This window comes from Halorubellus salinus, assembly GCF_020567525.1.
GTDB lineage: Archaea > Halobacteriota > Halobacteria > Halobacteriales > Natrialbaceae > Halorubellus > Halorubellus salinus.
Genome location: NZ_JAJCVI010000006.1, coordinates 1 through 24,405, shown reverse-complemented (window position 1 = coordinate 24,405; position 24,405 = coordinate 1). Strand labels below are relative to the sequence as shown.

Sequence of the window (24,405 nt, the reverse complement as noted above, 5' to 3'; positions counted from 1 at the left end):
GCCACCCCGCGAACGTTTTATAAGCCGATAGGGCGAAAGCGCGTCCATGAGTCTCGACGACCGCGCCGAGGAGCTCGCCTCCGACCTCGGTGTCGACAAACAGGAGGTCAAAGAGGACCTCGAGAACCTGGTGTCGTACAGCGTGCCGATGGACGAAGCCGTGCAGAGCCTCCGCCGGAAGTACGGCGACGGCTCGAGCGGCAGTGGGAGTTCGTCGCCGACGACGATGGACGTCGCGGACGTGACGACCGACAGCGGGAACGTCACGCTCACGGGTCGCGTCCTGATGGTCGGCCCGCGCTCCATCCGCTACCAGGGCGAGGACCAGACCATCTACGAGGGCGAACTCGCCGACGCCACGGGCACCATCGACTTCACCGCGTGGAACGACTTCGGCCTGGAGACCGGTGACACGCTCCAGGTCGGGAACGCGGGCGTCCGCGAGTGGGACGGCCAGCCGGAGTTGAACCTCGGCGAGTCGACGAGCGTCAGCAAGCTCGAGGACCCACTCGAGGTGCCGTACGACGTCGGCGGGGAGCGGACCGTCCGCGACCTGCAGGCTGGCGACCGAGCGCGCACGGTGGAGGTCACCATCGAGGAGGTCGAGCGTCGCACCATCGACGGTCGCGACGGCGAGACGGACATCCTCAGTGGCGTGCTCGCCGACGAGACCGGCCGACTGCCGTTCACTGACTGGACGGCGAACGCCGTCATCGAGAACGGCGGGAACGTCCGCGTCGAGGACGCGTACGTCCGCGAGTACCGCGGCGTCCCCGAACTGAACGTCAGCGAGTTCTCGACGGTCACGGAACTCGAGCGCGACATCGAGGTCGGTGACGCGGTCGCGGCCGACAGCATCTTCGACGCGGTCGTCGGCGGCGGCGTCTACGACGTCGAGCTCTCGGGGAACGTCATCGACGTCCGGGACGGCTCCGGGCTCATCCAGCGGTGCCCCGAGTGCAATCGCGTCGCGCAGAACGGCCAGTGCCGGAGTCACGGCGAGGTCGACGCGGAGGACGACATGCGCGTGAAGGCCATCCTCGACGACGGCACGGCGACGACGACCGTGGTGCTCGACCGCGACCTCAGCGAGCGCGTCTACGGCGGGACCCTCGAGGAGGCAAAGGAGCAGGCCCGCGAGGCGATGGACCAGGAGGTCGTCGCGGACAGCATCCGCGAGGAGATCGTCGGGCCGGAGTTCCGCGTGCGCGGGCACCTGTCGGTCGACGAGTACGGCGGGAACCTCGACGCGAGCACGTTCGAGCGCGTCGAGGACGACCCGGCTGACCGTGCGCGGGCCTTCCTCGCGGAGGTGGACGCATGACGGACCTTCCGGGGAACCGCGAGACCGCGTACCGCGTGTTCGCGGCGGAGTTCGACGACGCGACCGTCGACTACCAGGAGTCCGACGAGGAGCGCGCGCCGAACTACGTCGTCACGCCGACTGGCGCTCGCGCGAACCGGCTGTTCGTCGTCGGCGTCCTCACGGAGATAGAGGACGTGAACGACGACGTGCTGCGGGCGCGCATCGTCGACCCGACGGGCGCGTTCGTCGTCTACGCCGGCCAGTACCAGCCCGACGAGATGGCGGCCCTGGAGCGCCTGGACCCGCCGGCGTTCGTCGCGGTGACGGGGAAGGCTCGCACGTTCCAGCCGGAGGATTCGGATCGCGTGTTCACGAGCATCCGCCCTGAGAGCATCACCACGGTCGACGCGGCGACCCGGGACCGCTGGGTCGTCCGGACCGCAGAACACACCGTCGAGCGCGTCGGGACGCTCGCCGCGGCCGCGACCCTGGACGCGTCCGGTGACGACCTCCAGCAGGCGCTTGAGGGCCGTGGCGTCGCGGCGCCGACGGCGTCGGGTGCGGCGCTCGCACTCGAGGGGTACGGGACGACGCCCGCGTACCTCGCTGGCGTCCGCGAACTCGCGGTGGACGCGGCCGAGGTCGTCGCTGGCGACCGCGACGAGGTCGAAGCCTACGACCGGTCACCGAGCGACGCGGGCGACGGCACGCACTCGTACGCGGACCTCGCCGGCGACCTCGGCGACACCACCGCGGCGGCGACCACGCGCCCGGACCAGCCGGCCGCTGCCGACACCGCGACGCCGACGGAGGACGACGCCGCACCCGAGCCGACGGACGCGACCGCCGCGCCGAGCGCCGGCGAAGCGGCCGACGCCGACGCGACCGCGGAACCGGCGACCGAAGCCGAGGAATCGGCGGACGCGGAGCCGGCGACCGAAGCCGAGGAATCGGTGGACGCGGAGTCGGCGACTGAAGCGGACGCGGCCGTCGAGTCGGACGCGCCTGCCGATGCGACTGCATCCGGCGACGCGGACGCGACGGACGACGTCGACGAGGCGGAAGCCATGGATGACGCCGATACCGACGACGCGGTCGAGGCGGACGACGTGGACGCGACCGACGCCGCTGGGGACGCGGCAGCCGCGGACGCCGATGCAGACGCGGACGCGGACGAGGACGGCGTCGGCGACTTCGAGCCGGGGTCGCTCGGTGGCGACTCGGACTCGACGAGCGACCAGATGTACGAGTTCGACGAGGAGGAACGCCAGGAGATCGAGGAGGAGTACGGGACGGAGTTCTCGTCGGGGAACGACGTCCCCGAGCCCGAGGAGAGCGAGCTGGACGCGCCCGAGCCCGACCCGGACGCCGCAGCCGGTGACGCCGAGCCGGCGGCCGAGAGCGCTGGCGACGCCGAGCCGGCGGCCGACGACGCGTCCGACGACGAGCCAGCGGCCGCGGAAGACGCGGGCGCCGACGCGGACGAGACGGCCGACGAGCCCGCGGAGGACGTCGACGTGGACGCGTTCCTCCTCGACGCGATGCGGGAGATGGACGACGGCGACGGCGTCGACCGGGACGCCCTCAGCGAGCACGTCGTCGACGAGACCGGCGCGGACGCCGAGACCGTCGAGGACGCGATACAGGACGCGCTGATGGGCGGGCAGTGCTACGAGCCCGAGGACGACGTCCTGAAACCCATCTGAGGGATGGACCGCGACGCGGCCGACGACCCGGAGCGGGCGGCCGACGCTGCGCGCGCGGACTCGCCAGCGTCGTCGCCGGTGACCGCGGTCGAGCCCGTCCCGGACGCGCCGGCTGCGGTCGTGGACGCCGACGGCCGGCGACTGCTCGCCATCGCTGACTTCCACGCGGGCATCGAGTCCGCACTCCGCTACGAGCGCGGCGTGAACCTCGACTCGAACGCCGACGAGCGACGCGAGCGCTTGCAGGCACTCCTCGCGGAGACCGGTGCGACGGAACTCGTCGTCGTCGGCGACTTCATGCACTCCATCGGCGGCCCCGGTGGCGCGGAACGCGGCGAGATAGAGGTGCTCGTCGAGTCCCTCTCGGTGCCGGTGACGGTCGTCAAGGGGAATCACGACGGCGACCTCGAGGAGTGGGCGGCGGTCGACGTCACCGACGCCGCCGGCGTCCGCATCGGCGACGTCGGGTTCGCGCACGGCCACACGTGGCCTGCGCCCGAGGTCCTCCGCGCCGACGTCGTCTGCGTCGGCCACGAGCACCCGCAGGTCCGACTCACCGACGAGGTCGGTGGGAGTCGCGTCGAGCGCGTGTGGCTCCGCGGCGGGCTCGACCCAGGGGCGTTCGCCGCGCAGTACGACGCCGACGAGCTCCCGGACGCGGACGCGGCGGGTGACCTCGTCGTCTTCCCCGCGTTCAACGACCGCGCGGGCGGCACGTGGACGAACGTCGACGGCCGCGGGTTCCTCGCGCCGTTCCTCCCCGACGGCCTCCGCGACGGCCAGGCGTACCTCCTCGACGGCACGCGCCTCGGTCGCTACGACCGCATCTGACGGACGCCCACCGACCCCGGTCTCGACCGCTTCCCGAGGCCGAGAGAGTCGCGGCTCGAAGCGACGCGTCTCTCGAGGAGTGAACGGCGGACGGTCGGAGCTGGCTTGGTCGAAGTCCGCCTGGTGTCAGTCGTCGTCCTCGACGCCGTCGATGGGTTCGAGGGACTCGGCGCCGTCGCCGACGGTCGGCTTGGAGTCGACGGCGCGTTCGCGTGCGAGGTCCGAGCGGACCGCCGCAAGGTCGGATTCGAGGGTGGCGACGCGGTCCCGGAGTTCGCGCATCTCGGTACGGAGCGCCGCGAGCTCGCGTGCTGGGACCTCGACCATCTCTCCGACCGCCTCGGGATCGGCGACTGCCGGGTCGCTGTTCGCGGCGGCGTCGCCGACTGCCGGGTCGCTGTCCGCGGTGGCGGCGGCTGCCGGGTCCTCGTCCTCGCTTGCGTCCGCGTCGGCCGCTACCGGGTCCTCGTCCTCGTCGGTGGCGAACTCGAACGCCGGTACCGCCGACGGATCGGCGTCGTCCGCGTCGACGTTCGCGCCGTCAGCGGTCGCCGCGTCATCCTCCGCGGTCACCTCGCCGGCGGTCCCGTCGTCGGCGTCGTCGAACTGGAGGGCGTCCTGTGGGTCGTCGGCGGCGACGTCCTCGGCGTCGAACGCGCTGTCGGCGGCGAAGTCGAGTTCCGTCGCGTCCGCTCCAGCTGGGTCGTCGAACGAGAACGCGTCGTCGTCGCCGTCGACGCTCGCAGGGACGAACTCGTCGGCGTCGTCGTCCGCGTCGAACGCGTCGCCGCCCGCGACGAGCTCGTCGATGCTCGGCTCCTCGCTCGTATCCACGCCCGGCAGCTCCAGGTCCCGGAGTTCGTCCTCCAGGGCGTCCGTGTCGGTCTCCTGCTCGAACTCCGCCTGGAGCTCCGAGAACCGTTCACCGTCCGCGTTGAGGACGACCTCGACGTCCTCCTCGTCCGGCTCGATGGACACCTCCTCGGTGCCCTCGCGGGCCGCAGCCTCGGTGTCCTCGTCGGGTTCGGCGTCGATACCGGTCGCGTCCTCGGGGTCGCCGACGAGCGGCGACACGAGCGCGTCAGTCACCTGCTCGCGGTCCGTGAGCGCGTTCAGTACCGCGTCGGCGCCGAGTGGCGTCTCGATGACCGCGTCGACGGTCGCGCGCTTCGCGTCGCCCGTGATGCGTCGCGCGACCACGTGGAAGGCGTTCGCGAGCTCCTGGAGGAGGAGTGCGCCGCCGCCGCCGTGATGCGTGTCGGCGAGTGCCGCACGGAGGTAGACGTGGTTCTCGCCGACGCGCTCCGCACCACGACCGCCTTCGTCGTCCCTCTCGTCGCCGTCCTCGTCGTCCGAGTCGTGGTCGAGGAGGTCGTCGAGGTCCGCGTGCGTCGGCGCGGCGACGCGGCCCGTTCCGCGTCGCTGGACGGGGTACGCCCACGCGTGGTCGCCCATCGTCCCCGATGGCTCCGCGACGTCCGCGTCGACGTCCGCCCCGTCCGGTGCCGGGAGCGCCGTCGCCGGTTCCGCGGGCTCCGCTCGCGCCGCGGTCAGCGCCTCCTCGACGTCGGCGCGAAGGTCCGCCAGCGCGCTCGGGCCGACGCTCCGCAGCGAATCGTCCACGGTCGGCAAGCGAACCTCGTCGCCGACCGGGTCCAGGGAGGGCGCGTCGGGGTCGCTCGCGACCTTCACGTCCGGGCCCTTCAGGAGCTCGTGGACGCGACTCGGGTCGTCGATCCAGATACCGTACAACGTCACGACCGGTCGTTCCGGGTCCAGTCGCGTGGTGAACGTCACGCGGCCGTCCTCGAACGCGGTCCACTGGTCGGCGCCGAAGTCAGCGTGGACGCCGACGCGGTCCGGGTCGACCGCCGCCGGGAGGTGGTCGACGACGCGGACGCCGACCGGGTCGTCCCTGTCGCTCCGGATCTCGAACTTCAGTGCCGGCAGCGCGAGCGTGTCGAGGTCCAGTCCCTTCCGGACGGTCACCCCGTCACTGGTGGCGTCGACCGTGTGGTCACCGTACCAGCCGGCTGACGCGTGCATGAATACTCATTCGGGGGTACACCGGTATAGGATTGCCGCTCGGTTGAGTACAAGCGGTGGTTGAAACCAATGGTTATCTGGTAGGGTCGAAAGCATGAACGCTAATGGCGGGTTGCTGGCAACGTCACGACCAGCTCGAAACCACGTGCCAACGCGGCGGTAACGTCCCCTTGAAGTCGTCTCGTCGGCCGTCGTCGAGGTTCAAGCCCTCCCTGAACGTCCCCGTCAGCGCGGCGCTTATGCTCGCGGCGTCGTTAGACCCGTCGATGACAGCACGCGGCGAGACGGCGTTCGGCGTGCTCGGCGAGCCGGTCCGTGACGCCCTCGCCGAGCGCGGGTTCGCGGAGCCGACGGCGACGCAGCGTCGCGCCATCCCACCCATCGCCGCCGGCGAGCACGCACTCGTCGTCGCGCCCACGGGGACCGGGAAGACCGAGACCGCGATGCTCCCGGTGTTCGACGCGCTCGCCGGCGAGGACGCCCACGGCATCCGCGCGCTCTACGTCACGCCGCTGCGGGCGCTGAACCGCGACATGCGCGACCGCCTGGAGTGGTGGGGCGAGTACCTCGACCTTGACGTCGACGTCCGCCACGGCGACACCACGGACTACCAGCGCCGCAAGCAGGCGACCGACCCGCCCGACGTCCTCGTGACGACGCCCGAGACCGTGCAGGCGATGCTCACGGGCTCGCGGCTCCGCGAGGCGCTCGCGGACCTCGAGCACGTCGTCGTCGACGAGGTCCACGAACTCGCCGCGTCCAAGCGCGGCGCCCAGCTCGCCATCGCGATGGAGCGCCTTCGCGCACTCGCCGGTGACTTCCAGCGCATCGGGCTGTCGGCGACCGTCGGCGACCCCGAGACTGTCGGCGCCTTCTTGACGGGGAATCGGCCGTGTGCGGTCCGCGAGGTCGACGTCGGCTCCCAGCTCGACCTCCGCGTCCACGAGCCCGAGATAACCGACGAGGACGCGACCCTCGCCGGGAAGCTCGCGACGACCGAGCGCGTCGCGAGCCACGTGCGCGCCATCCGCGACCTCGTCGCCGCGAACGAATCGACGCTCGTCTTCGTCAACACGCGCCAGACCGCGGAGGCACTGGGCTCGCGGTTCACGGAACTCGACCTCCCCATCGGCGTCCACCACGGCAGCCTCTCGAAGGACGCCCGCATCGAGGTCGAGGACGCGTTCAAGGCCGGCGAGCTCGACGGCCTCCTCTGTACGTCCTCGATGGAGCTCGGCATCGACGTCGGCCGCGTCGACCACGTCGTCCAGTACCAGAGCCCGCGCCAGGTCACGCGACTCCTCCAGCGCGTCGGGCGCGCCGGCCACCGCAGCGACCAGGTCTCGAAGGGGACGGTCGTCACGACGCGCGAGGACGACACGTTCGAGGCCGCCGCCATCGCCCGACGCGCGAAGGACGGCGAGGTCGAACCCGCGGGCATCCACGAGGGGAGTCTCGACGTCGTCGCGAACCAGCTCCCGGGGCTCGCCATGGACGGCGACCACGCCGACGGCGGCGCCGACGCCGCGTACGGCCCGAGCACGGTCGGCGAGGAGCAAGACGGCGTCTCGGCGCGGGCGGCCTACGAGCTCGTCACGAGCGCGTACCCGTTCAGGGACCTGTCGGAGGACGCGTTCCGCGCGGTCGTCGAGGAACTGCACTCGAACCGCGTCGTGTGGCTCGACGAGGGCGCGGACCGCATCGAGACCGCGGGCGGGACGCGCGGCTACGTCTACCAGAACCTCTCGATGATCCCCGACGAGGAGACGTACGACGTGAACGACGTCGCCTCCGGCCGGCAGGTCGGGACGCTCGACGAGCGGTTCGTCGTGAACTTCGCCCAGCCCGGGGAGGTGTTCGTGCAGCGCGGCGAGATGTGGCGGATCGTCGAGGTGGACGACGACGACGGCGAGGTGAACGTCGCCCCCATCGAGGACCCCGCCGGCGAGGTGCCGTCGTGGACGGGCTCCGAGATTCCGGTCCCACCGGGCGTGGCGGGCGAGGTCGGCGAGATGCGCGCGGTCGCCGGCCCACAGTTCGAGCGGGGCGCGCCACGCGCGTCGGTCGCGACCGAGTTCGCCGGCCGGTACCCCGTCGACGAGGCGACGATGGCGAGCGCGCTCGACCAGCTCGAACGCCACGCGGAGACGGGCGCGCCGATGCCGACCGGCGACTGCCTGGTGGTCGAACAGCACGGCCGCACCGTCGTCGTGAACGCCGCCCTCGGGCACAAGGCGAACGCGACGCTCGGGCGCGTCCTCTCCTCGCTGCTCGGCCAGCGCACGGGGTCGTCGGTCGCGCTCGAGACCGACCCCTACCGCATCGAACTGGAGCTCCCGAGCGGCCTCGGGACGCCAGCGGTAATCGACGTCCTGGAGTCGACCGACCCGGGGCACGTCGAGGCCATCATCGAACTCTCCCTGAAGCGCTCGGACGCGCTGAAGTTCCGGCTCAGTCAGGTCGCGGCGAAGTTCGGCGCACTCCGGACGTGGGAGGGGTCGACGGACGTCAGCCCGCAGTACCTCGTCGCCGCGCTCGAGGACACGCCGGTGTACGACGAGGCCGTCCGCGAGGTGTTCCACGAGGACCTCGCGGTCGACCACGCCGGGCGAGTGCTCGAGCGCATCCAGTCGGGCGACCTCGCGGTCGAGACGGTCGGCGAACGCACGCCCATCGGGTCGGCCGGGCACTCCTCGGGGAAGGAACTGCTCGCGCCCGAGAACGCCGACGCGAGCGTCGTCCAGACCGTCAAGGACCGCCTCCAGGACGACCGCGTCGTCCTGCTGTGCGTGCACTGCGGCGAGTACAAGAAGCAGACGAAGGTCCGCCGAGTCCGCGACCAGCCCGAGTGCGCCGAGTGCGGGTCGACGCGCATCGCCGCCCTGAGCCCGTGGGACGACGAGACCGTCCCCGCGGTTCGCGCGAGCGAGAAGGACGACGAGCAGGACGAGTTGACGAAGAAGGCCCACCGCAGGGCGAACCTCGTCCAGTCACACGGCAAGCAAGCCGTCGTCGCACTCAGCGCGCGCGGCGTCGGCCCGCACAACGCCGCACGAATCATCGGGCAACTCCGCGAGAACGAGACCGACTTCTACCGCGACATCCTCGCTCAGGAGAAACAGTTCGCCAGGACGCGCTCGTTCTGGGACTGACGCCCTATCGACCCGGCCGAACGGCGCTCACAGCAGGTACTCGAACACCGGATAGGAGGCGACGACCGCCATCGACGGCGTCAACACCCACATCGTCACGATGCGCTTGGCCGCCGACGGGTCGAAGAGGCTCTTCTCGTCGAGCTCCGCCGGCCCCTCGGAGCCGACCTCGGGGACGTCGGGTACCTCGTCGGGCGTCTCCGGCGGCTCCTCGTGTCGCGCGATGTCTCCGATGGTCGGACTCGCGGGCGCCTCCTCGACGCGCGAGGTGACGAGCGCACCCGTCGCAACGTCCAGATTCTTCCGGTCGGGCTTCGGGGTCGCCAGCTCCGCGAGCGTCGCCGCCCGGCTCGCGCGACCCCAGCCGAGGCCGATGATCGTCGACGTCGTACTCACCGCGAGACTCGCGGGAATCCCGGCGTAGGAGAGGATCGTGATGACGGTCCCGCCGACGACGGACACGATGAGCGACGCGAGGATCGGGAGTTCCGTGATGTCGTCGCCGACCGTCTCCAGGGTGCGACGCGCGATGGTGAAACTCCCCAGTCCGAACGCCGCCACCGCGAGCAGCACGCCCTGGTCGACGGTGAGGGTGCCGCCTTCGCCGACGAGCGGCGCGACGGCGTTCGCGGCGTTCGACGCTCCGGCGGAGAACGCCATGTAGCAGCCGATGACGACCACTGAAAGCGAGCCGACGACGTCCTGGGCCGACGCGTTCCGATTGAAGTGGGGGCGTGGAATCCGCCCCGAGCGGTCGAGCTGGATGAAGTGCAGGTCGAACTTCGTGAACGCGACGTACCGGTCGAGGTACGGGTAGAGGTAGCGTCCGACGACGAGCCCGATGGCGAAACTAATCAGGGGCGCGACGATCCACGCCGAGACGATGACGAACATCAACGCCTGATTGAGCGTGTCCGACGCGAGCCCGAGGCCGACGATGGCGCCGACGGCCGTCATCGACGTCGACGCCGGCACCCCGTAGAGGTTCGAGACGAGGAGCGAGAGCCCAGTGAAGAACAGGACGGCGACGCTCGCGACCGGCGTGAACTGGGCTGCCGGGACGATACTGCTGCTCATCGTCGCGATGACGTTCCGGCCGACCGTCCACGCGCCGAGGAACCCGAACCCGACGAACAGCGTCGCCGCGGTCGCCTTCCGGACGAGGCGCGACCCGACTGCCGGCCCGAACGCCACGCCCGTCGACGACCCACCGATGTTGAACCCGACGAACACCGCGACGAGGATACCCGCGACGGCTAGCACTGACACCATCTTGTTGTATTCGGCTAGGTCTCACGGTCGTCGGATATAATCCCCGGGGCGATTCCCGTCGCCCTACATCGCGGCCATCAGGGACGTTGCCCGGCGGTGCGAGGCCTGGTCCTGCTCTCGGCCGCTCGTCTACTGGTTCAACAGGGGCAGCCGGTCTGGTCGCCCGACCGAAACGCCTTCCCGGATGCCGTCCGGCCGTTCGAGTATGCGACTCGCGCCCGGTGCCTACGACTATGCGGCCGTCCCTGCTGTGCTCGCGCTCGTCTTCCTCGTCGTGTTCCCGCCAGCGAGTCTCGTCGCGCTGGCACTCGCTGGGTTCGTCCTCGCGTTCTTCCGTGACCCCGAACGCGTCCCCTCGGCGGGCGCGGCCCGCGACGCCGCGCTCGCGGCCGCGGACGGCACGGTGTCGGTCGTCCGAACCGAGACCGACGACGACGGCCGGGAGCGCGTGCGCGTCGGCGTGTTCATGAACGTCACCGACGTCCACGTGAACCGCGCGCCGCTCCCCGGCACCGTCGAACGCGTCGAGCACGTCCCCGGCGGCCACATGCCCGCGTTCACCAAGGAAGCCGAACGCAACGAACGCCTGCACGTCGACCTCAGCGAATCGACCGCAGACGACGCGGACGACGAGCAAGCGTACCGCATCACGCAGATCGCGGGCACCGTCGCCCGCCGCTGTCACAGTTACGTCGACGCCGGCGACGAACTCGTCGCCGGCCAGCGCTTCGGGCACATCGCGTTCAGCTCGCGCGTCGACGTCCTCCTCCCGCCGCGGTTCGACGAGACGCACGTGCTCGTCGACGAGGGCGACCGGAGCGTCGCCGGCCGCACCCTCCTCGCTCGCGACACCGCCGCGACGTCCACCGACGACACAGCGAGCCAGTAGTGCCGTACCACGTGCGAGCGCCGTCGCTCACCGTCGTAGAATCGACGGGGTAGGCCAGTCGGGTCTTGTAGCGTTGCGTGTCAAATGCACGCGGGCATTTCACCGAGCGGCCGTGCCGTCGTCTCCTAGTCCACGGCGTCGGTACAAGAGGCCTCCGGTCCCCGCGTCGAGGACGACCGAAACTGTTCACCCCGTCCCGTGGACGCTACTGCTGGATGCGTTCGCGTGCCGCCTGGAAGTGCGCGACCGTGATCTCGAGTTCGTCGCCCATCTCGTTGGCTTCCTCGGGCGGTCGGCCCTCGGCTATCTCGCGGATGGCGCGCATCGACGCGTCCCGGACGAGCGCGTCCAGTTCCGCGCCCGAGTACCCCTCGAGGTCGGCGGCGAGCGCGTCCAGGTCGACGTCGTCGGCGAGCGGGCGGCCCTTCGCGACGACCTTCAGGATCTCCCTGCGACCCGCCTCGTCGGGCTCGGGGACCTCGATGTGCGTGTCGAGGCGACCCGGTCGGAGGAGCGCGCGGTCGATGGCCTCCTTGCGGTTCGTCGCCGCGACCACGACCAGGTTCGGGTTGTCCGCGAGCCCATCCAGTTCGGTCAGGAGCTGGGAAACGACGCGGTCCGTGACGTCGTCACCGCCGCCACCACCACCGCCCTCGCGGGACTTCGCGACCGAGTCTATCTCGTCGAGGAACACGATCGAGGGCGCGGCCTGTCGCGCCCGATGGAAGAGCTCGCGGACCGCCTTCTCGGACTCGCCGACGTAGCGGTCGAGCAACTCGGGGCCCTTCACCTCGATGAAGTTCACGCCGCTCTCCCCGGCGAGCGCGCGCGCGAGCAGCGTCTTTCCGGTGCCCGGCGGCCCGTAGAGGAGCACGCCCGACGGCGGACTCGTGTTCGCCGCCTCGAACAGCGGCCCGTAGGACAGCGGCCACTCCACGGCCTCCTCTAGCGTCTGCTTGGCCGTCGACAGCCCGCCGACGTCCGCGAACGTCACGTTCGGCTGCTCGGCGACGTACTCGCGCATCGCCGACGGCTCCACCTCCGCCATCGCCCCCTCGAAGTTCGCGCGTGCGACGCTCGGGTCGTCGCTCCACGCCTTCCGCGCCTCGCCCTCCGCGGGCCGGTTCCGGATGGCGTGCATCGCCGCCTCGCTCACGAGCACGTCCAGGTCCGCGCCCACGAACCCGTGCGTCCGCGACGCCAACGTGTCCAGGTCCACGTCGTCGCTCAGGGGCATCCCGCGCGTGTGGACGTCGAGGATCTCCCGGCGCCCGGCCTCGCTCGGCACGCCGATCTCGATCTCGCGGTCGAACCGACCGCCCCGGCGGAGCGCCGGGTCGATGTCGCCCACGCGATTCGTCGCGCCGATGACGACCACGTCACCGCGGGATTCCAGACCGTCCATCAGCGAGAGGAGCTGGGCGACGACGCGATTCTCGACGTCCCCGTCGTCGTCGCGCTTCCCCGCGACCGAATCGATCTCGTCGAAGAAGATGATGGAGGGCGCGGTCTCGCGAGCCTTCTCGAACACCTCGCGGACGCGCTCCTCCGACTCGCCCTTGTACTTCGACATGATCTCCGGCCCGGAGACCGTGTGGAACTCCGCGCTCACCTCGTTCGCGACCGCCTTCGCGATGAGCGTCTTCCCCGTCCCCGGCGGGCCGTACAGCAGCACGCCCCGCGGCGGGTCGATGTTCAGCTTCTGGAACAGCTCTGGTTCGCTCAGCGGGAGCTCTATCATCTCCCGCACGCGCTCTAACTCCTCCTCGAGGCCACCGATGTCCTCGTAGGTCACGCCAGACTGGTCCTCGTCGCCGTCCGCGTCCTCGGCGGCGTCGGCGCTCCCCGAGGCCGCCCGCTGGCTGCCGCCGTCCGGGTCGCTCGCGCCGGGCGTCGGGTCGCTCTCGGCGTCGAACGCCTCGTTCCGCACGCTCACGTTCGTGTGGCCTTCGACGCGAACCGGGCCGTCCGGGACGGTCTCGACCACGTGGAACGGCGACTGACTGATGCGTTCCAGTCGCACGTGCTCGCCGACGGACACCGGCCGGCCGTCGAGGTCCCGGCGGACCGCGCGCTCGACGACGCCCGACGGCACCGACCCCATCGAGCTCGGCGGGGCGAGCGTCACCGACTGCGCGTCGTTGACCTCGCGCGCGGTCACCGTCACCAGGTCGCCGACCTTCGCACCGGCGTTCGTCCGCGTGTCCGCGTCGATGCGGATGGTGCCCTCGTCCTGGTCGGCGTCCGCCGGCCAGAACTTCGCCGCCGTCACGTGCGTCCCCTCGATGACGACCGTGTCGCCGCTCAAGATACCGAGCTCTCGACGCGCGGCCTCCGAGAGCCGCGCCACGCCGCGGCCAGCGTCGCGCTTCTCCGCCGCCCGCACCGTCAACCTCACGCCGTCGTCGCCGTCCGTACTCATAGGGCTTTTTTCTCGCCGAATTGACTTGAATCGCTCGGGACGGACCACTCCCTCGCTCGGGCCGAACGCGCGGTTCGAGCGGGACAAACCACTTGTCGCAGGGCGTTGTCGCCCTAGGTATGGTCAGCGAGACAGAGCGCGACGGCGAGACGTGGTACGAGTGCGACGCCTGCGGCCTCATGTTCGACGACCAGGGGGACGCGAACGCGCACGAGGCCAACTGCGACGCCGAGGACCCCTCCTACATCCAGTAGCTCGCCTCGGCGCGAGCGCGACGACCGTCAGTCCGCGCGCTCGCGGTGCTCCGCCGCCAGCTCCTCGGCCTGCTCGCGCGTCTGCGCGGTCTTCCAGCGGACCTGCGTCGCACCGCGCGGCCCGTACGATAAAGCGTCCTTCAACTCGTCGGGGAGCACGCCCCAGCCGACCTCGAGGACGACACCGTCGTCGTCGCCGAGCTCGTACACGCCGAGACGGTCGGGTGCGGCGCCGACCGCCGACCGGTCGAGCGCACGCCACTGCTTCCGGAGCGGCATCAAACGATCTCGTACGCGTGCTCACTCATCTCGTCCTCCGCGAACACGAACACGCGGCCCCGAGCGGTCTCCGGGTCGGCCTCCACCTCGACCGCGTACGCCTCCGCGCGCACCGTCACACCAGGGAACAACTCCTCTTCCTCGTCGTTCTCCAGCATCACGCGCCCTACCCCGGTATCCTCGAGGATGTCCTCCGCGGTGTTCCGGTCGTTCACGTACACGAGGACGCCCTCGGTCTCCGTCGGGTCCGTCACGAGCACCTGCGTCAGCTTCCCCGGCGGTGCCCGCACCGACCCCTCGGCCTTCTCCGGCGGCCCGTGATAGAACACCGTTCGTCCGTCGAGGTACTCGACGACGACGCCGTCCTCGGTGAGTTCCACGCCGAGCGTCGACGGCGCCACGTCAGCTCGAAAAGTCATACTGGAGGATACGTCGTTCGCACGCAAAAACCACTCCGTTTCACGACGCCCATACCACGGCCGTCTCACGGCACCGCCGCGAGTCAGACCGCAGCCCGCGTCAGGCCGGCTTGAACGTCTTCGCGATGGCGGAGACGACCGCGTTCAGGACCGCGTCGCGCTCGCCAGCGAGGTACTCGAGGTGGCCTTCGCGGCCACCGACGACCTCGATACCGGCTTCGGGCGCCGCACCCTCTGCTTGCTCGGCGACCCGGCGAACGTCCAGGGACTCCTGGGACCGCAGCCGCATGTCGTCGCGGCCCATCCCGACCGTGACGACCGGTTCGTCGTACTCGTCGCGCAGCGCGCGATGGAGTTCGTCGACGAGCAGCGCCTCCGGCGGGAAGTCGAACCGATGCGAGAACGCGTCCGTGTCCACGACCGCGAACGTCACGCCCTCCGCGGTCCGCTCCGTGAGGTTCCGGCGCGCCGTCTCGACCTCCTTCTCCATCTTCTCGCGGAACTGGTCGCTGACGTGACCCGAGAGCCCCTCGCGGCGACCGAACAGGAGGTCGTCCACGAGTTCGCGCTTGTCCTTGTACGACTGGTAGAACGCCTCCAGCGCGATCGCCTGCCGGAGCTCCGTGACGTCCGTGACGTCGTACTCCGCGTCCCGCGCGAGGTCCACGTACCCCTCGGGCGCGTCCTCCCAGTAACTCACCGCGGGCAGGTGTGCGAGGTCCTCGCGGACGCTCTCGTTCACGTGCGCCGCGACGTTCGCGGCGAGCGCGGTCGTCGTCACGGTCTCCTCGACGCCCGCCGTGTGCGGGTTCACGTACGCCGCGAGCCCGTCGAGCACGCCCTCGTCGGGCGTCGTCGCGTCAACCGCGACGCGCTCCACGTCGTAGACGTCGAGGAACTCGTAGCCCTCCTCGGACTCCGCGGTGGAGCCGGCGTCCGCGAGGACGACGAGCGGGAACTGCTCGCCGTGACGCTCGCGGTCCGAGAGCATCTCGGTGACGTCGTCCGTCGCCGCGTCCATCCCGTAGAACGGGTCGTCGAGCGGGCGGCGCTCGAAGAAGTGATACTCGGCGTCGTCGCGCGCGTGCTCCTCGCGGACGAGCGGGAGGACGGCGCGCTCGATGGCCGCACCGGCGGCGTAGCCGTCCGCCGTCGCCGTGTGCCTGACGACGACCGGTCGCCCGGTGAACACGGCCTGCCGGATGGTCGCCGCGACGTCACGGATCTCGTCGCCGACCGCGGCGACGGACTCGTGCTCCGCGAGCAGGTCGACCTCGCCCGGGTCGGCTTCCGCAGCGAGCGCGTCCTCCAGGCGCGTGCGGACCGCGTCCGCCTCGTCGCCTTCGAGAACGTCGAGGACCTCCGTCTCGATCTGGAGGTCGCCGTTGTGACGTTCGACCTCGCCGTCGATGCGGACCACGTCGTCCACCTCGACGTCGGGGTACGCACGAACGCCAGCGGACTCGAACGCCGCCGCCTCGATGACCGCGGTCTCGTCGCGCAGCTCGAACACCGTCGGCCCCGAGGTCTGCCGGATGCTCACGACCTCGCCTTCGACGCGGACGACCTGCCCGACGTCGTCGGCGACGTCCTCGAGCGTCGTCCGCGACAGCTCCTCGCTCGCCTCGTCGGCCTCGTCGGCCTCGTCGTCCGCGTCGGCCTCGGCAGCGACCGCGTCGTCACCGTGCTCGGCGTCGTCCGCCTCGGCGTCGTCCGCGTCGGCCTCGGCAGCGACCGCGTCGTCACCGTGCTCGGCGTCGTCCGCCTCGGCGTCGTCCGCGTCGTCGCCGTCCGCGTCGGCCGCCTCGTCTGCCTCGTCCTGCTCCGTCGCAGGGGCAGCGCCCGCGTCCGGGTCGGCGTCGGTCGTCACCTGATCGTCGTTCTCGGCTTCGCCCGCGCTCGGCGCGTCGGACTCGGTCGTCCGTTCGGGCTCGGCGTCCGCCGTGGAGGGCGTGCGCGTCTCGGTGTTCCCCGAGCGCGACGCACCCTCAGAAGGGCGGTCGTCGTCCTCGTCGTCCGCGTCGGGGAGCTCGTCGCCCTGGGGCGTCTGCACGAGGTGACCGCGGAACTCGCGCTTGCGTTGCCGGATCGACCAGCCGAGGTCGACGTTCCCGTTGTCGCGAACGTCCGTGACCTGCACGTACACCGTGTCGCCGGGCTCCCAGTCGAGGGAGTCCAGTCGTCGGTCGAGCTCGCTGCGATGCAGGAGGCCGGTGACGTGGTCGCCGATGTCGACGAACACACCGAACTCGGCGTAGCCGTCGACGGTGCCTTCGTAGTAGCGACCGGGCGTGAGCTGTTCGGGGTTGCTGCCTTCGAACTCGAAGACGGCGTCTTCCTCGTGACTCGGACAGATGTGCCCGTCCACGGACGTACCGCAGATGATACAGTTACCCATTTGCTCTGGTAGAGGGAACCCGGCCTAAAACTGTTGTCGAAAACCGCTCGCGGTCGACGAACCCCGCTCGATCGGTCGCGGGGACGCGCCTGCGCTCCGGTCGTCGGGCGGTAGACCGCCCGACGGAGCGGGACTGGACCGTTTATCGGCGCTTCCTCGTCGCGAACCTTTACGGAACGTGCAGGCGTATCTCGGGACGACCATGGAAATCACCTGGTACGGTCACTCCACGTTCGGTGTCGAACTCGGCGAGACCAGCCTCCTCATCGACCCGTTCTTCGACAACCCGAAGACGGACACCGACCCGGAGGAACTCGACCCTGATTACGTCCTCCTCACGCACGGCCACGCGGACCACATCGGGGACGTCGACCGGTACGAGGGCACGAAGCTCGTCGCGACCCCGGAGGTCGTCGAGTACTGTCGCGACGAGTTCGGCGACTACGAGGCGGTCGGCGGCATGGGGATGAACATCGGCGGGACCGTCGAGTGCGGTGACGCGTACGTCACGATGCATCGCGCGGACCACACGAACGGGATGGAGACCGGGTACGGGACGAGCGGCGGGATGCCCGCCGGCTTCGTCATCTCGGACACGAAGCCGACGCAGGTCAGCGACGAGGAGTCCGTGTCGTTCTACCACGCGGGCGACACCGGGCTGATGACGGAGATGCGTGACGTCATCGGGCCGTTCCTCGAACCGGACGTCGTCGCCGTCCCCATCGGCGACCACTTCACGATGGGGCCCTGGCAGGCGGCCATCGCGGTCGACTGGCTGAACGTCGACCACGCGCTGCCCATCCACTACGACACGTTCCCGCCCATCGAGCAGGACCCCGAAGACTTCGCGAAGGAGGTGAAGGCGACCGGGAGCGACGCCGAGGTGCACGTCCTCGCGGGCGACGAGACGTTCGACCTCAGCGAGAACCTCATGGACTGACTGGAGCGGTCGACGACTTCCCGCGTCGCCCCTCTTCCGGCTCGTCTATTCTGGAGTCCGTTCACCTGGTCGAACGACCCGAGTCGCTGGAGGTCGCTTCAGTTGTCTCGCACGGGACCGCATCCCCACGGTAACGCGTCCCCACGGGAGCGCCTGCCGAAGCCCTCCGGCGACGAAACCCTTAATTGCTGCAAGGTATTGAGAAGGTGAAAACGGTGATTCTCTATGGAACTACATGTCGACGATACGGCGGCCCAGGACGAAGCCATAAGCACCCACACCGGTCGGTCCTTCCGACCGCTCGACCCGGCACCCGAGCAGATAGCGCTCGAGGACCTCGCGCACGGACTCAGTAACGTCTGCCGCGGCGCGGGCCAGACCGCGTTCTTCTACAGCGTCGCCCTGCACTCCATCCACGTCACGGAAGAGCTGAAGCGCGCCGGCGAGAGCGAGCGAGTGCAGTTCTACGGGCTCCTGCACGACGCCGCCGAAGCGTACGTCACGGACGTCCCCAGCCCCCTCAAGCGCCACCTCCCGGGGTACCGCGAGATAGAGGACGACATCCAGGACGCCGTCTGGGCGGCGTTCGACGTCTCCCCGCCGAGCGACGAGCAGTACCGCGCCGTCAAGCGCGCCGACCGCGCGCTCGGCCAGTACGAACTCCCCGAACTGTTCCCCCAGCAGACCTGGGAGGGCCAGCGCCCCGACCTCGACTACGACCTCCGCGCCGACGCCCGCTTCGACGTCCCCCGCCGGTTCGAAGCCATGGCCGTCGACCTCGCCGACCGCGTCGACGCCAGCGTCCCGAACTGACCGGCTCTTCTACGCGCCGTCGTCGGACGATGCCGTCGCCTCAGCCACCCAGTCGCCGTACGCGTCCAGCAGGCCTGCTTCGTCGAACCGCTCGATGCACGGGACGTCGTAGGGGTGGAGTTCCTCGACGCGTGCTTCGAGTTCGTCGTAGCGGTCGTCGGTGGTCTTCGCGAGCAGTATCACCTCGTCGTCGCGCTGGATGGCGTCGTCGCCGTCGGCGTCGCCGCCCTCCGCGTCGGTCCAGCGGTACGTGGAGCGGCACTGGAGTTGGTTCACGCACGCAGCGAGGCGTTCCTCGACGAGCGCCGTGGCGAGTTCGTCGGCGGCGTCCGGCGGCGCGGTGACGTACGCGGTCGGCATCGTCAGTCGGTCCTCGCGCGCATCGCTACTCGATGGGGCGGAACGACCCGTCGATGTCCCACTCGTGCACGCAGTGCACGTCGCCGATTGCGGTCGCGTCGTCCTGGTCGGGGACGCGCCACGTGTCCTGGTCGTCGTCCCAGACCTCCGTTCGACCGCAGCGCTCGCACTCGCGTTCGTCCGGTTTCCGTAGTTCGGCCATGCCAGTGCGTCGTCGCCGCGTGAACTTGAACGTTCACCGTCGCGGCGAATCTCGTCGACGCGACGCGCCCGCTCCCGGGTCGGTCCCTCGAGGACGGACCGTGGTCGCGTAGCGACAGGTCGCGGCCCGGACGGTCACTGACCGTCGAAAAACTGATGTTGGAACAGAGACACGTTCTGCGTATGGGAAGTCACTGGTCCCCCGACGAGGTGCGTCGCTGATGCCCGGCGCCGGCAAGTCAGACTCCCGGCTCCTCCAGGGCGTCGGTGCGCTCGTCGCCGTCGTCGCCCTCGCGGGCGCCGCGTTCGGCGGCTGGAGCTTCGACGGCCTCGCCGACGGCCCCCTCCCGTTCGTCATCGCACTCGCCGCCGTGGCGCTCGCGCTCGGCGCGACGTGGTACTCGCGGTCCGGATGAGAGGAGTCAAGCAGCGAAGCGGCGACGCCTGCGGTCAGTAGACGGCGTCGACGACGTCGTCGTCGAGCTCCGGGAACTCGGCGAGGTACTCGCGGCGTTCCTCGCGGAGTTCCGCGGCGGCGGCCTCGTAGTCGTCGACGTGGTCGGGCACGCAGTACTCGTCGACGTCGATACCGGGGACGTGACTGGGGACGGTCATGCCGGTGCGGTCGTCGTGCTCCCAGTCCACGCTACCGCGCGCGATCTCGCGGAGGATGGTGACGGACTCGCGGACGCCGACGTCCTGCGGGTCGTCGGTGGTGCCGACGCAGCCCGTGTTGAGGACGTAGCACTCGACGTCGAGGTCGCGGACGAGTTCACGGAAGCGGTTGCCTTCCTCGCCCTTGCTCCCCATGATGAAGGGGTTCGTCCCGACGACGCGGATGGCTTCGCCCGCGGCGTCGGGGTCGCCCGCGCTCGTCTGGATGGACTCGCCGAGCATGAACGCGGCCGCGGCCGCGGCCTCGTCGAGCTTCGCGACCGGCGGCATCAGGGGGTTGCGCGTGATGAAGAACACCTGGTCGACGCCGCCGAGGTCGATGTCGTCGGCCGCACTCGAGAGGTGCTCGCGCTTGACGACCGCGCGCGAGTTCGTCGTGTACCGGTCCTCGTCGAAGTGCACGGTGCCGTCGTCGTCCACGGCGGCGTTCTCGAGGACCGCGGACTCGTGGGTCGCGGCGTCGTACAGCGCCTCCTGTTCGTCGCGGTCCAGGCCGATGGTCTTGATGTAGAGGCCGGCGCCTTCGCTGCCCGCGACCTCGCCGTCGGGCGTGAGCGCGCACACGTCGTCCTGGAGCATCGTCGCGGACTCGCCAGCGTCCTCGTCGAGCCAGAGGCCGTGCGCGGTCAGCGTCGACTTCCCGGTCGCCGACAGCCCGAGGAACACCTGTCCCTTCGTCTGGAGGTCGCCCGCGTCGTCGCGAACCGTCACGCGCTTCGAGCCCGCGTGCAGTCCGAGGCCGCCTTTCCGCTTGGCGTCCCACATGAACAGGCGGAGGAAGCTCTTCTTCGCCTCGCCCGTGTAGTCGCTCCCGACGACCGCCGTGATGCCTTCCTCGGCGAGCACGCGGATGGCGACCTCGTCGGCGTCGGGGACCTGGACCGTCACGTAGTCCGGGTCGACAGTCTCGTCCTCGGGGACGTCGAGGGGCTCGAAGAGCTTCCCCCACGCGAGCGCGATGCGGCCGTACTCGCGTGGCACGAACAGCCGGCAGATCGAGGAGGCGTCGTCGTGACGCCCCATCCGGCGGTCGAGGCACACCCACTCGCCCTCGCCGATGCGGTCGACGGCGTCGGCGACGACGCGATAGTCGGCGGGCGAGAAGTCGTCGTCGACCGTGGTCTTGGTCTGTGCGGCACTCCGCGAGCGGCACTCGCTCACGTAACTCGGCGAGTCGTACTCGGTCGTCGTCTCGAGGTGGGAGGAGGCCCCGCGGAGCGCGGACAGCGACGGGTTGTACGTCACGTTCGGCGCCGACCGCGGGTCCGGAAGGTCCGACCGTCGCGTGACGGTCGCAGGGTGTTCTATCCCCATGTCTGACATCGTGATTGATTAGATTGCGTAATGCTGTATAAATATGCTGGATGTATCGTGCGGGTAGGCGGTGGCTTCGACCGCGAAACCATCGCGATACCCCGTCATGGCATCCCGCGGTCCGAATCGAGCGACGGGACCGCCAGCGACCGTCACGTGTAAGTCACGGCTCTGCGTCAGTCAGCGCATGATTAAGCTTGTGAACATGCTCGTCCGCGCGGACGACCTGACCCACGACGAGTTCGTCGAGTACTGGTACGAGGAGCACGTCCCGCTCGCAGAGGACCTCCCGCACGCGAAGAAGTACGCGACGAGCGTCCCGACCGACCCCGAGCGAAGCGAGTACGACGGCGTCGTCGAACTCTACTTCGAGGACATGGGCGACCTGCAGGCGGCGTTCGAGTCCGACGTCGGGCGCGAGGTCCAGGCGGACCTCGAGCACTTCGCGAAGCCCGACGAGGGCCCGACGCTGTACGTCGAGGAGACCGTCCAGTTCGACGACACGGAGGACGATTCGGGAGGGGACGCGGCATGAACACGGCCGAACGCGTCGTCGAGACCCTGGACGCGCTCGACGTCGAGTACGTCTTCGGGTATCCAGGCGGGCGCGTCATCGAGCTCTTCGAGACGATCGCGCACGGCGACAGCGACGTCGAGGTGGTGCGCCCGCGCGACGAACGCGAGGCGAGCCAGATGGCGGAAGCGTACGGGCGGATGACGAGTACGCCCGCCGTACTCGCGGGACAGGGCCCCTGGATCGGGAGTCTCGGGAACATGGGCCAGATGGAGGCTCGCCTTGCGTCCTCGCCGATGGTGACGCTCACGGAGGCGTCCGAACGCGGTGACTACTCGACGCTCGCGCCCTACCAGCAGTCCCGCGGCGACTACGGCGGCCTCTCCTTGCCGAAGATCCTCGACGGCGTCACGAAGGAGTGGTGGTTCCCGCGGTCGGCGACCGAGACCGTGCGGTCGGTGCAGCTCGCGTTCAAGCACTCGACGGCGGGCCGACCCGGGCCGACCGCCGTCATCCTGGACGGGGACGCGGTGAGCGACGAGTTCCCGGAGGACGCGACGCCGCCGGTCTGGGACGACCAGCGGCAGGTCCAGAACTGGGAGAGCCAGCCGACGGACCGGGACGTCGCCGCGGCGGTCGACCACCTCGAAGCCGCGGAGAAGCCCGTGATAATCGCCGGGAACGGCGTGCACGCCGCGGGTGCGTACAAGGAACTGAAGGCGGTCGCGGACGCGTACGACGCGGTCGTCGCGACCTCGTACCTGGGGAAGGCGACCATCGCGGAGACCGACGAGCGCGCGGCGGGCGTCATCGGGTCGTTCGGCCACGAGGGCGCGAACCAGGTCGTGAGCGAGGCCGACACCTTGCTCGTCGTCGGCTGTCGCATGAACCCGATGGACACGAACTGGCAGGCCGCGTCGTTCATCCGGCCCGACGAGCAGACCATCCTGCACGCGGACATCGACACCCGGAACGCGGGCTGGGTGTACCCCGCCGACGTCGGCCTCATCGGCGACGCCGCGGAGACGCTGCGCGCGCTCGCCGCGACCGGCGACGGGGAGAGCGGCGACGACGGCAACTGGGCGCTCGACCGCGCGGAAGAAGCGCGCGAGGACTTCGCGGTCGAGAAGTGCGAGAGCGATAGCGTCCCGATCAAGCCCCACCGTGCGTGCAAGGCCATCGAGCAGGTGGTCGACGAGAACACGGTCGTCACCGCGGACTCGGGGAACAACCGCTTCTGGCTCCTGAACTACCTCCAGACCGACTCCGTGGGGTCGTACTACGGCTCCGGCGGCGTCGGCGGCATGGGCTGGGCGCAACCTGCGGCGGTCACGGCCGCGCTCCTCGGGAAGGACGCCATCGCGGTCGCGGGCGACGGCGGGTTCACGATGACGATGACCGCCGTCGAGACCGCGGTCGACCACGACGTCGCGCCGACGTTCGTCGTCCTGAACGACACGAGCCTCGGGATGGTCCGCCAGATGGACGACCAGATTCCCGGCGTCGAGTTCCACGACACCGACTTCGTGAAGGTCGCCGAGGGGATGGGTGCGCGCGGCGTCCGCGTCACCGACCCCGACGACCTCGTGCCCGCGCTGGAGAACGCGAAAGCCGCGAGCACGCCGACGGTCGTCGACGTCCGCATCGACCGCGACGAGGACATGGCCGACCAGCTCGCCTCGTCGTTCTACGACGAGGTCGGCGGCCTCCACGAGTGACCGCCCCAATGCGGTAAGCGGGGACCGCACGCCCGCCCGTGATACCGCACGGCGACGGCTCAGACCGCTGGGTCCCGCGCGGTTGCGTCACCGCCCGACGTGTGCGTCGCGGTCGACGACGACGTATCCCTGCACCGCGAGCGCTCGTTCGCGGTAGCGTTCTGCGACCCACTGCTGTGGGAGTCGCCGCAGCCCGAAGCGCCGGGTCGACGCGTACTCGACGTCGACGACCGTTCCGCCGTCGCGTTCGCGGACGGTCGCCGTGTACGTCGCCCACGGTCGGTTCGCGGCCGTGACCACCAACTCGACGCATCGGGCGTCGGTCGACGTCCGTTCCGTGTGCGACTCGACGGTGACCTCGACGGAGCGTCGGCCGAACAGGTACGTGGTCTCGTACGTCACCGAGTCCGTCCCTGGTCGTACCTCGTCCGCGATTCCCCACTGGAACGCGAGCACTGGCGGGGTTGGGCCAGCGAACGCGTCGACGACGGCGTCAGGGGGGTCGTCCGTTCGGAGCCGCACGGTCCCACGCGACCGAAGGACCGGGGCGCGCGCGACAACGGCCAGTGCTGCACCGACCACGGTCGCCGGGACCAGCGACGTCACGACGTACGTGCCGAGGAACGCCGAGACGACGAGGCACACGATGAGTGCACTCAACGGACGCTCCCGTCGTCGGTATCGTTCCGCGACGGCGACCGCCTCGGACGGTCTGTCGACGACGTCGGTGGTCGTCATCGTGCGAGTCGCCTCCCTCCGGGCAATTAACGTTATGGAAGTTACAAGGCTAAAACCCCGCCCTTCAGGGCGGGGATACAGCCGACAGCTCCTCCACTAACCATATTCGATGGCAATTCCGGATATTCCACGCCTCAGTCGTTGCGTTTAAAACTCGG

Annotated in this window: 21 protein-coding genes; 11 read left to right on the top strand and 10 right to left on the bottom strand. The window is 70.2% G+C overall.

Annotated features, from left to right (window positions below):
* Window positions 1-46: 46 nt before the first annotated feature.
* The 3 genes from LI336_RS16680 (at window position 47) to LI336_RS16670 (ending at window position 3,843) form a co-directional block, all read left to right on the top strand.
* Window positions 47-1,324: a Single-stranded DNA binding protein gene (locus LI336_RS16680; protein WP_227134298.1), complete on the top strand. Its 1,278-nt coding sequence runs from the start codon at window positions 47-49 to the stop codon at window positions 1,322-1,324.
* Window positions 1,321-3,012 (top strand): hypothetical protein, encoded by a 1,692-nt coding sequence (locus LI336_RS16675; protein WP_227134297.1) that lies wholly within the window; start codon window positions 1,321-1,323, stop codon window positions 3,010-3,012. The genes LI336_RS16680 and LI336_RS16675 overlap by 4 nt, the downstream gene beginning before the upstream one ends.
* A 78-nt stretch (window positions 3,013-3,090) precedes the next feature.
* Window positions 3,091-3,843, top strand: a complete 753-nt coding sequence (locus LI336_RS16670) for a metallophosphoesterase (RefSeq protein ID WP_438267302.1) — start codon at window positions 3,091-3,093, stop codon at window positions 3,841-3,843.
* A gap of 126 nt (window positions 3,844-3,969) precedes the next feature.
* Here LI336_RS16670 and LI336_RS16665 read toward each other — a convergent pair whose 3' ends face one another.
* Window positions 3,970-5,889 carry a hypothetical protein gene (locus tag LI336_RS16665; RefSeq protein ID WP_227134295.1) on the bottom strand — a complete coding sequence of 640 codons (1,920 nt, stop codon included), beginning with the start codon at window positions 5,887-5,889 and terminating at the stop codon, window positions 3,970-3,972.
* 266 nt (window positions 5,890-6,155) lie between these two features.
* On the opposite strand from LI336_RS16665, the gene LI336_RS16660 reads away from it, so the two are divergent.
* Window positions 6,156-9,041, top strand: coding sequence for a DEAD/DEAH box helicase (locus tag LI336_RS16660; protein WP_227134294.1), 2,886 nt, complete (start codon window positions 6,156-6,158; stop codon window positions 9,039-9,041).
* Between the two features lie 27 nt (window positions 9,042-9,068).
* Here the strand turns inward: LI336_RS16660 and LI336_RS16655 are convergent, their stop codons facing one another.
* Entirely contained in the window at window positions 9,069-10,313 is a 1,245-nt protein-coding gene (locus LI336_RS16655; RefSeq protein ID WP_227134293.1) for an inorganic phosphate transporter, read from the bottom strand.
* Between the two features lie 205 nt (window positions 10,314-10,518).
* On the opposite strand from LI336_RS16655, the gene LI336_RS16650 reads away from it, so the two are divergent.
* The gene (locus LI336_RS16650; RefSeq protein WP_227134292.1) at window positions 10,519-11,202 is read left to right on the top strand and encodes a protein sorting system archaetidylserine decarboxylase; all 684 of its coding nucleotides are present in this window, start codon (window positions 10,519-10,521) and stop codon (window positions 11,200-11,202) included.
* 205 nt (window positions 11,203-11,407) lie between these two features.
* On the opposite strand, the gene LI336_RS16645 is transcribed toward LI336_RS16650, so the two are convergent.
* Entirely contained in the window at window positions 11,408-13,624 is a 2,217-nt protein-coding gene (locus tag LI336_RS16645) for an AAA family ATPase (protein ID WP_227134291.1), read from the bottom strand.
* A 119-nt stretch (window positions 13,625-13,743) separates the two neighbouring features.
* Between LI336_RS16645 and LI336_RS20240 the strand changes: the two genes are divergently transcribed.
* Window positions 13,744-13,878, top strand: coding sequence for a DUF7128 family protein (locus LI336_RS20240; RefSeq protein WP_264475520.1), 135 nt, complete (start codon window positions 13,744-13,746; stop codon window positions 13,876-13,878).
* Window positions 13,879-13,905: 27 nt separating this feature from the next.
* On the opposite strand, the gene LI336_RS16640 is transcribed toward LI336_RS20240, so the two are convergent.
* The 3 genes from LI336_RS16640 to LI336_RS16630 form a co-directional block, all read right to left on the bottom strand.
* Window positions 13,906-14,157: a DUF7508 domain-containing protein gene (locus tag LI336_RS16640; protein WP_227134290.1), complete on the bottom strand. Its 252-nt coding sequence runs from the start codon at window positions 14,155-14,157 to the stop codon at window positions 13,906-13,908.
* Window positions 14,157-14,576: a DUF5796 family protein gene (locus LI336_RS16635; protein ID WP_227134289.1), complete on the bottom strand. Its 420-nt coding sequence runs from the start codon at window positions 14,574-14,576 to the stop codon at window positions 14,157-14,159. The genes LI336_RS16640 and LI336_RS16635 overlap by 1 nt, the downstream gene beginning before the upstream one ends.
* A 100-nt stretch (window positions 14,577-14,676) precedes the next feature.
* Complete coding sequence (locus LI336_RS16630; RefSeq protein WP_227134288.1) at window positions 14,677-16,974, bottom strand: DHH family phosphoesterase; 2,298 nt, start codon at window positions 16,972-16,974, stop codon at window positions 14,677-14,679.
* A gap of 202 nt (window positions 16,975-17,176) precedes the next feature.
* Here LI336_RS16630 and LI336_RS16625 point away from each other — a divergent pair, with 202 nt between their 5' ends.
* Entirely contained in the window at window positions 17,177-17,914 is a 738-nt protein-coding gene (locus LI336_RS16625; RefSeq protein WP_227134287.1) for a metal-dependent hydrolase, read from the top strand.
* Window positions 17,915-18,139: 225 nt separating this feature from the next.
* Complete coding sequence (locus LI336_RS16620; RefSeq protein ID WP_227134286.1) at window positions 18,140-18,727, top strand: hypothetical protein; 588 nt, start codon at window positions 18,140-18,142, stop codon at window positions 18,725-18,727.
* A gap of 9 nt (window positions 18,728-18,736) precedes the next feature.
* Here the strand turns inward: LI336_RS16620 and cutA are convergent, their stop codons facing one another.
* Both cutA and LI336_RS16610 read right to left on the bottom strand, forming a co-directional pair.
* Window positions 18,737-19,087, bottom strand: a complete 351-nt coding sequence (cutA, locus tag LI336_RS16615) for a divalent-cation tolerance protein CutA (protein ID WP_227134285.1) — start codon at window positions 19,085-19,087, stop codon at window positions 18,737-18,739.
* A 25-nt stretch (window positions 19,088-19,112) separates the two neighbouring features.
* Window positions 19,113-19,289 (bottom strand): HEWD family protein, encoded by a 177-nt coding sequence (locus tag LI336_RS16610; RefSeq protein WP_227134284.1) that lies wholly within the window; start codon window positions 19,287-19,289, stop codon window positions 19,113-19,115.
* A 220-nt stretch (window positions 19,290-19,509) separates the two neighbouring features.
* On the opposite strand from LI336_RS16610, the gene LI336_RS16605 reads away from it, so the two are divergent.
* Window positions 19,510-19,704, top strand: a complete 195-nt coding sequence (locus LI336_RS16605; RefSeq protein WP_227134283.1) for a hypothetical protein — start codon at window positions 19,510-19,512, stop codon at window positions 19,702-19,704.
* Between the two features lie 34 nt (window positions 19,705-19,738).
* Here the strand turns inward: LI336_RS16605 and LI336_RS16600 are convergent, their stop codons facing one another.
* Window positions 19,739-21,286, bottom strand: a complete 1,548-nt coding sequence (locus tag LI336_RS16600) for a phosphoenolpyruvate carboxykinase (protein ID WP_227134282.1) — start codon at window positions 21,284-21,286, stop codon at window positions 19,739-19,741.
* A gap of 196 nt (window positions 21,287-21,482) precedes the next feature.
* Between LI336_RS16600 and LI336_RS16595 the strand changes: the two genes are divergently transcribed.
* Entirely contained in the window at window positions 21,483-21,812 is a 330-nt protein-coding gene (locus tag LI336_RS16595) for an EthD family reductase (RefSeq protein WP_438267301.1), read from the top strand.
* Window positions 21,809-23,509, top strand: coding sequence for a thiamine pyrophosphate-binding protein (locus tag LI336_RS16590; RefSeq protein ID WP_227134280.1), 1,701 nt, complete (start codon window positions 21,809-21,811; stop codon window positions 23,507-23,509). The genes LI336_RS16595 and LI336_RS16590 overlap by 4 nt, the downstream gene beginning before the upstream one ends.
* A gap of 87 nt (window positions 23,510-23,596) precedes the next feature.
* Here LI336_RS16590 and LI336_RS16585 read toward each other — a convergent pair whose 3' ends face one another.
* Window positions 23,597-24,247 carry a hypothetical protein gene (locus LI336_RS16585; protein ID WP_227134279.1) on the bottom strand — a complete coding sequence of 217 codons (651 nt, stop codon included), beginning with the start codon at window positions 24,245-24,247 and terminating at the stop codon, window positions 23,597-23,599.
* Window positions 24,248-24,405: the final 158 nt, after the last annotated feature.

What these genes read in the sequence shown, in the direction of transcription:
- LI336_RS16665 (WP_227134295.1), bottom strand. Translation starts at nt 5,889, where the DNA reads ATGCACGCGTCAGCCGGCTGGTACGGTGACCACACGGTCGACGCCACC.
- LI336_RS16680 (WP_227134298.1), top strand. Translation starts at nt 47, where the DNA reads ATGAGTCTCGACGACCGCGCCGAGGAGCTCGCCTCCGACCTCGGTGTC.
- LI336_RS16620 (WP_227134286.1), top strand. Translation starts at nt 18,140, where the DNA reads ATGGAACTACATGTCGACGATACGGCGGCCCAGGACGAAGCCATAAGC.
- LI336_RS16610 (WP_227134284.1), bottom strand. Translation starts at nt 19,289, where the DNA reads ATGGCCGAACTACGGAAACCGGACGAACGCGAGTGCGAGCGCTGCGGT.
- cutA (WP_227134285.1), bottom strand. Translation starts at nt 19,087, where the DNA reads ATGCCGACCGCGTACGTCACCGCGCCGCCGGACGCCGCCGACGAACTC.
- LI336_RS16625 (WP_227134287.1), top strand. Translation starts at nt 17,177, where the DNA reads ATGGAAATCACCTGGTACGGTCACTCCACGTTCGGTGTCGAACTCGGC.
- LI336_RS16660 (WP_227134294.1), top strand. Translation starts at nt 6,156, where the DNA reads ATGACAGCACGCGGCGAGACGGCGTTCGGCGTGCTCGGCGAGCCGGTC.
- LI336_RS16600 (WP_227134282.1), bottom strand. Translation starts at nt 21,286, where the DNA reads ATGTCAGACATGGGGATAGAACACCCTGCGACCGTCACGCGACGGTCG.
- LI336_RS16595 (WP_438267301.1), top strand. Translation starts at nt 21,483, where the DNA reads ATGCTCGTCCGCGCGGACGACCTGACCCACGACGAGTTCGTCGAGTAC.
- LI336_RS20240 (WP_264475520.1), top strand. Translation starts at nt 13,744, where the DNA reads ATGGTCAGCGAGACAGAGCGCGACGGCGAGACGTGGTACGAGTGCGAC.
- LI336_RS16630 (WP_227134288.1), bottom strand. Translation starts at nt 16,974, where the DNA reads ATGGGTAACTGTATCATCTGCGGTACGTCCGTGGACGGGCACATCTGT.
- LI336_RS16605 (WP_227134283.1), top strand. Translation starts at nt 19,510, where the DNA reads ATGCCCGGCGCCGGCAAGTCAGACTCCCGGCTCCTCCAGGGCGTCGGT.
- LI336_RS16655 (WP_227134293.1), bottom strand. Translation starts at nt 10,313, where the DNA reads ATGGTGTCAGTGCTAGCCGTCGCGGGTATCCTCGTCGCGGTGTTCGTC.
- LI336_RS16585 (WP_227134279.1), bottom strand. Translation starts at nt 24,247, where the DNA reads ATGACGACCACCGACGTCGTCGACAGACCGTCCGAGGCGGTCGCCGTC.
- LI336_RS16645 (WP_227134291.1), bottom strand. Translation starts at nt 13,624, where the DNA reads ATGAGTACGGACGGCGACGACGGCGTGAGGTTGACGGTGCGGGCGGCG.
- LI336_RS16635 (WP_227134289.1), bottom strand. Translation starts at nt 14,576, where the DNA reads ATGACTTTTCGAGCTGACGTGGCGCCGTCGACGCTCGGCGTGGAACTC.
- LI336_RS16650 (WP_227134292.1), top strand. Translation starts at nt 10,519, where the DNA reads ATGCGACTCGCGCCCGGTGCCTACGACTATGCGGCCGTCCCTGCTGTG.
- LI336_RS16590 (WP_227134280.1), top strand. Translation starts at nt 21,809, where the DNA reads ATGAACACGGCCGAACGCGTCGTCGAGACCCTGGACGCGCTCGACGTC.
- LI336_RS16675 (WP_227134297.1), top strand. Translation starts at nt 1,321, where the DNA reads ATGACGGACCTTCCGGGGAACCGCGAGACCGCGTACCGCGTGTTCGCG.
- LI336_RS16640 (WP_227134290.1), bottom strand. Translation starts at nt 14,157, where the DNA reads ATGCCGCTCCGGAAGCAGTGGCGTGCGCTCGACCGGTCGGCGGTCGGC.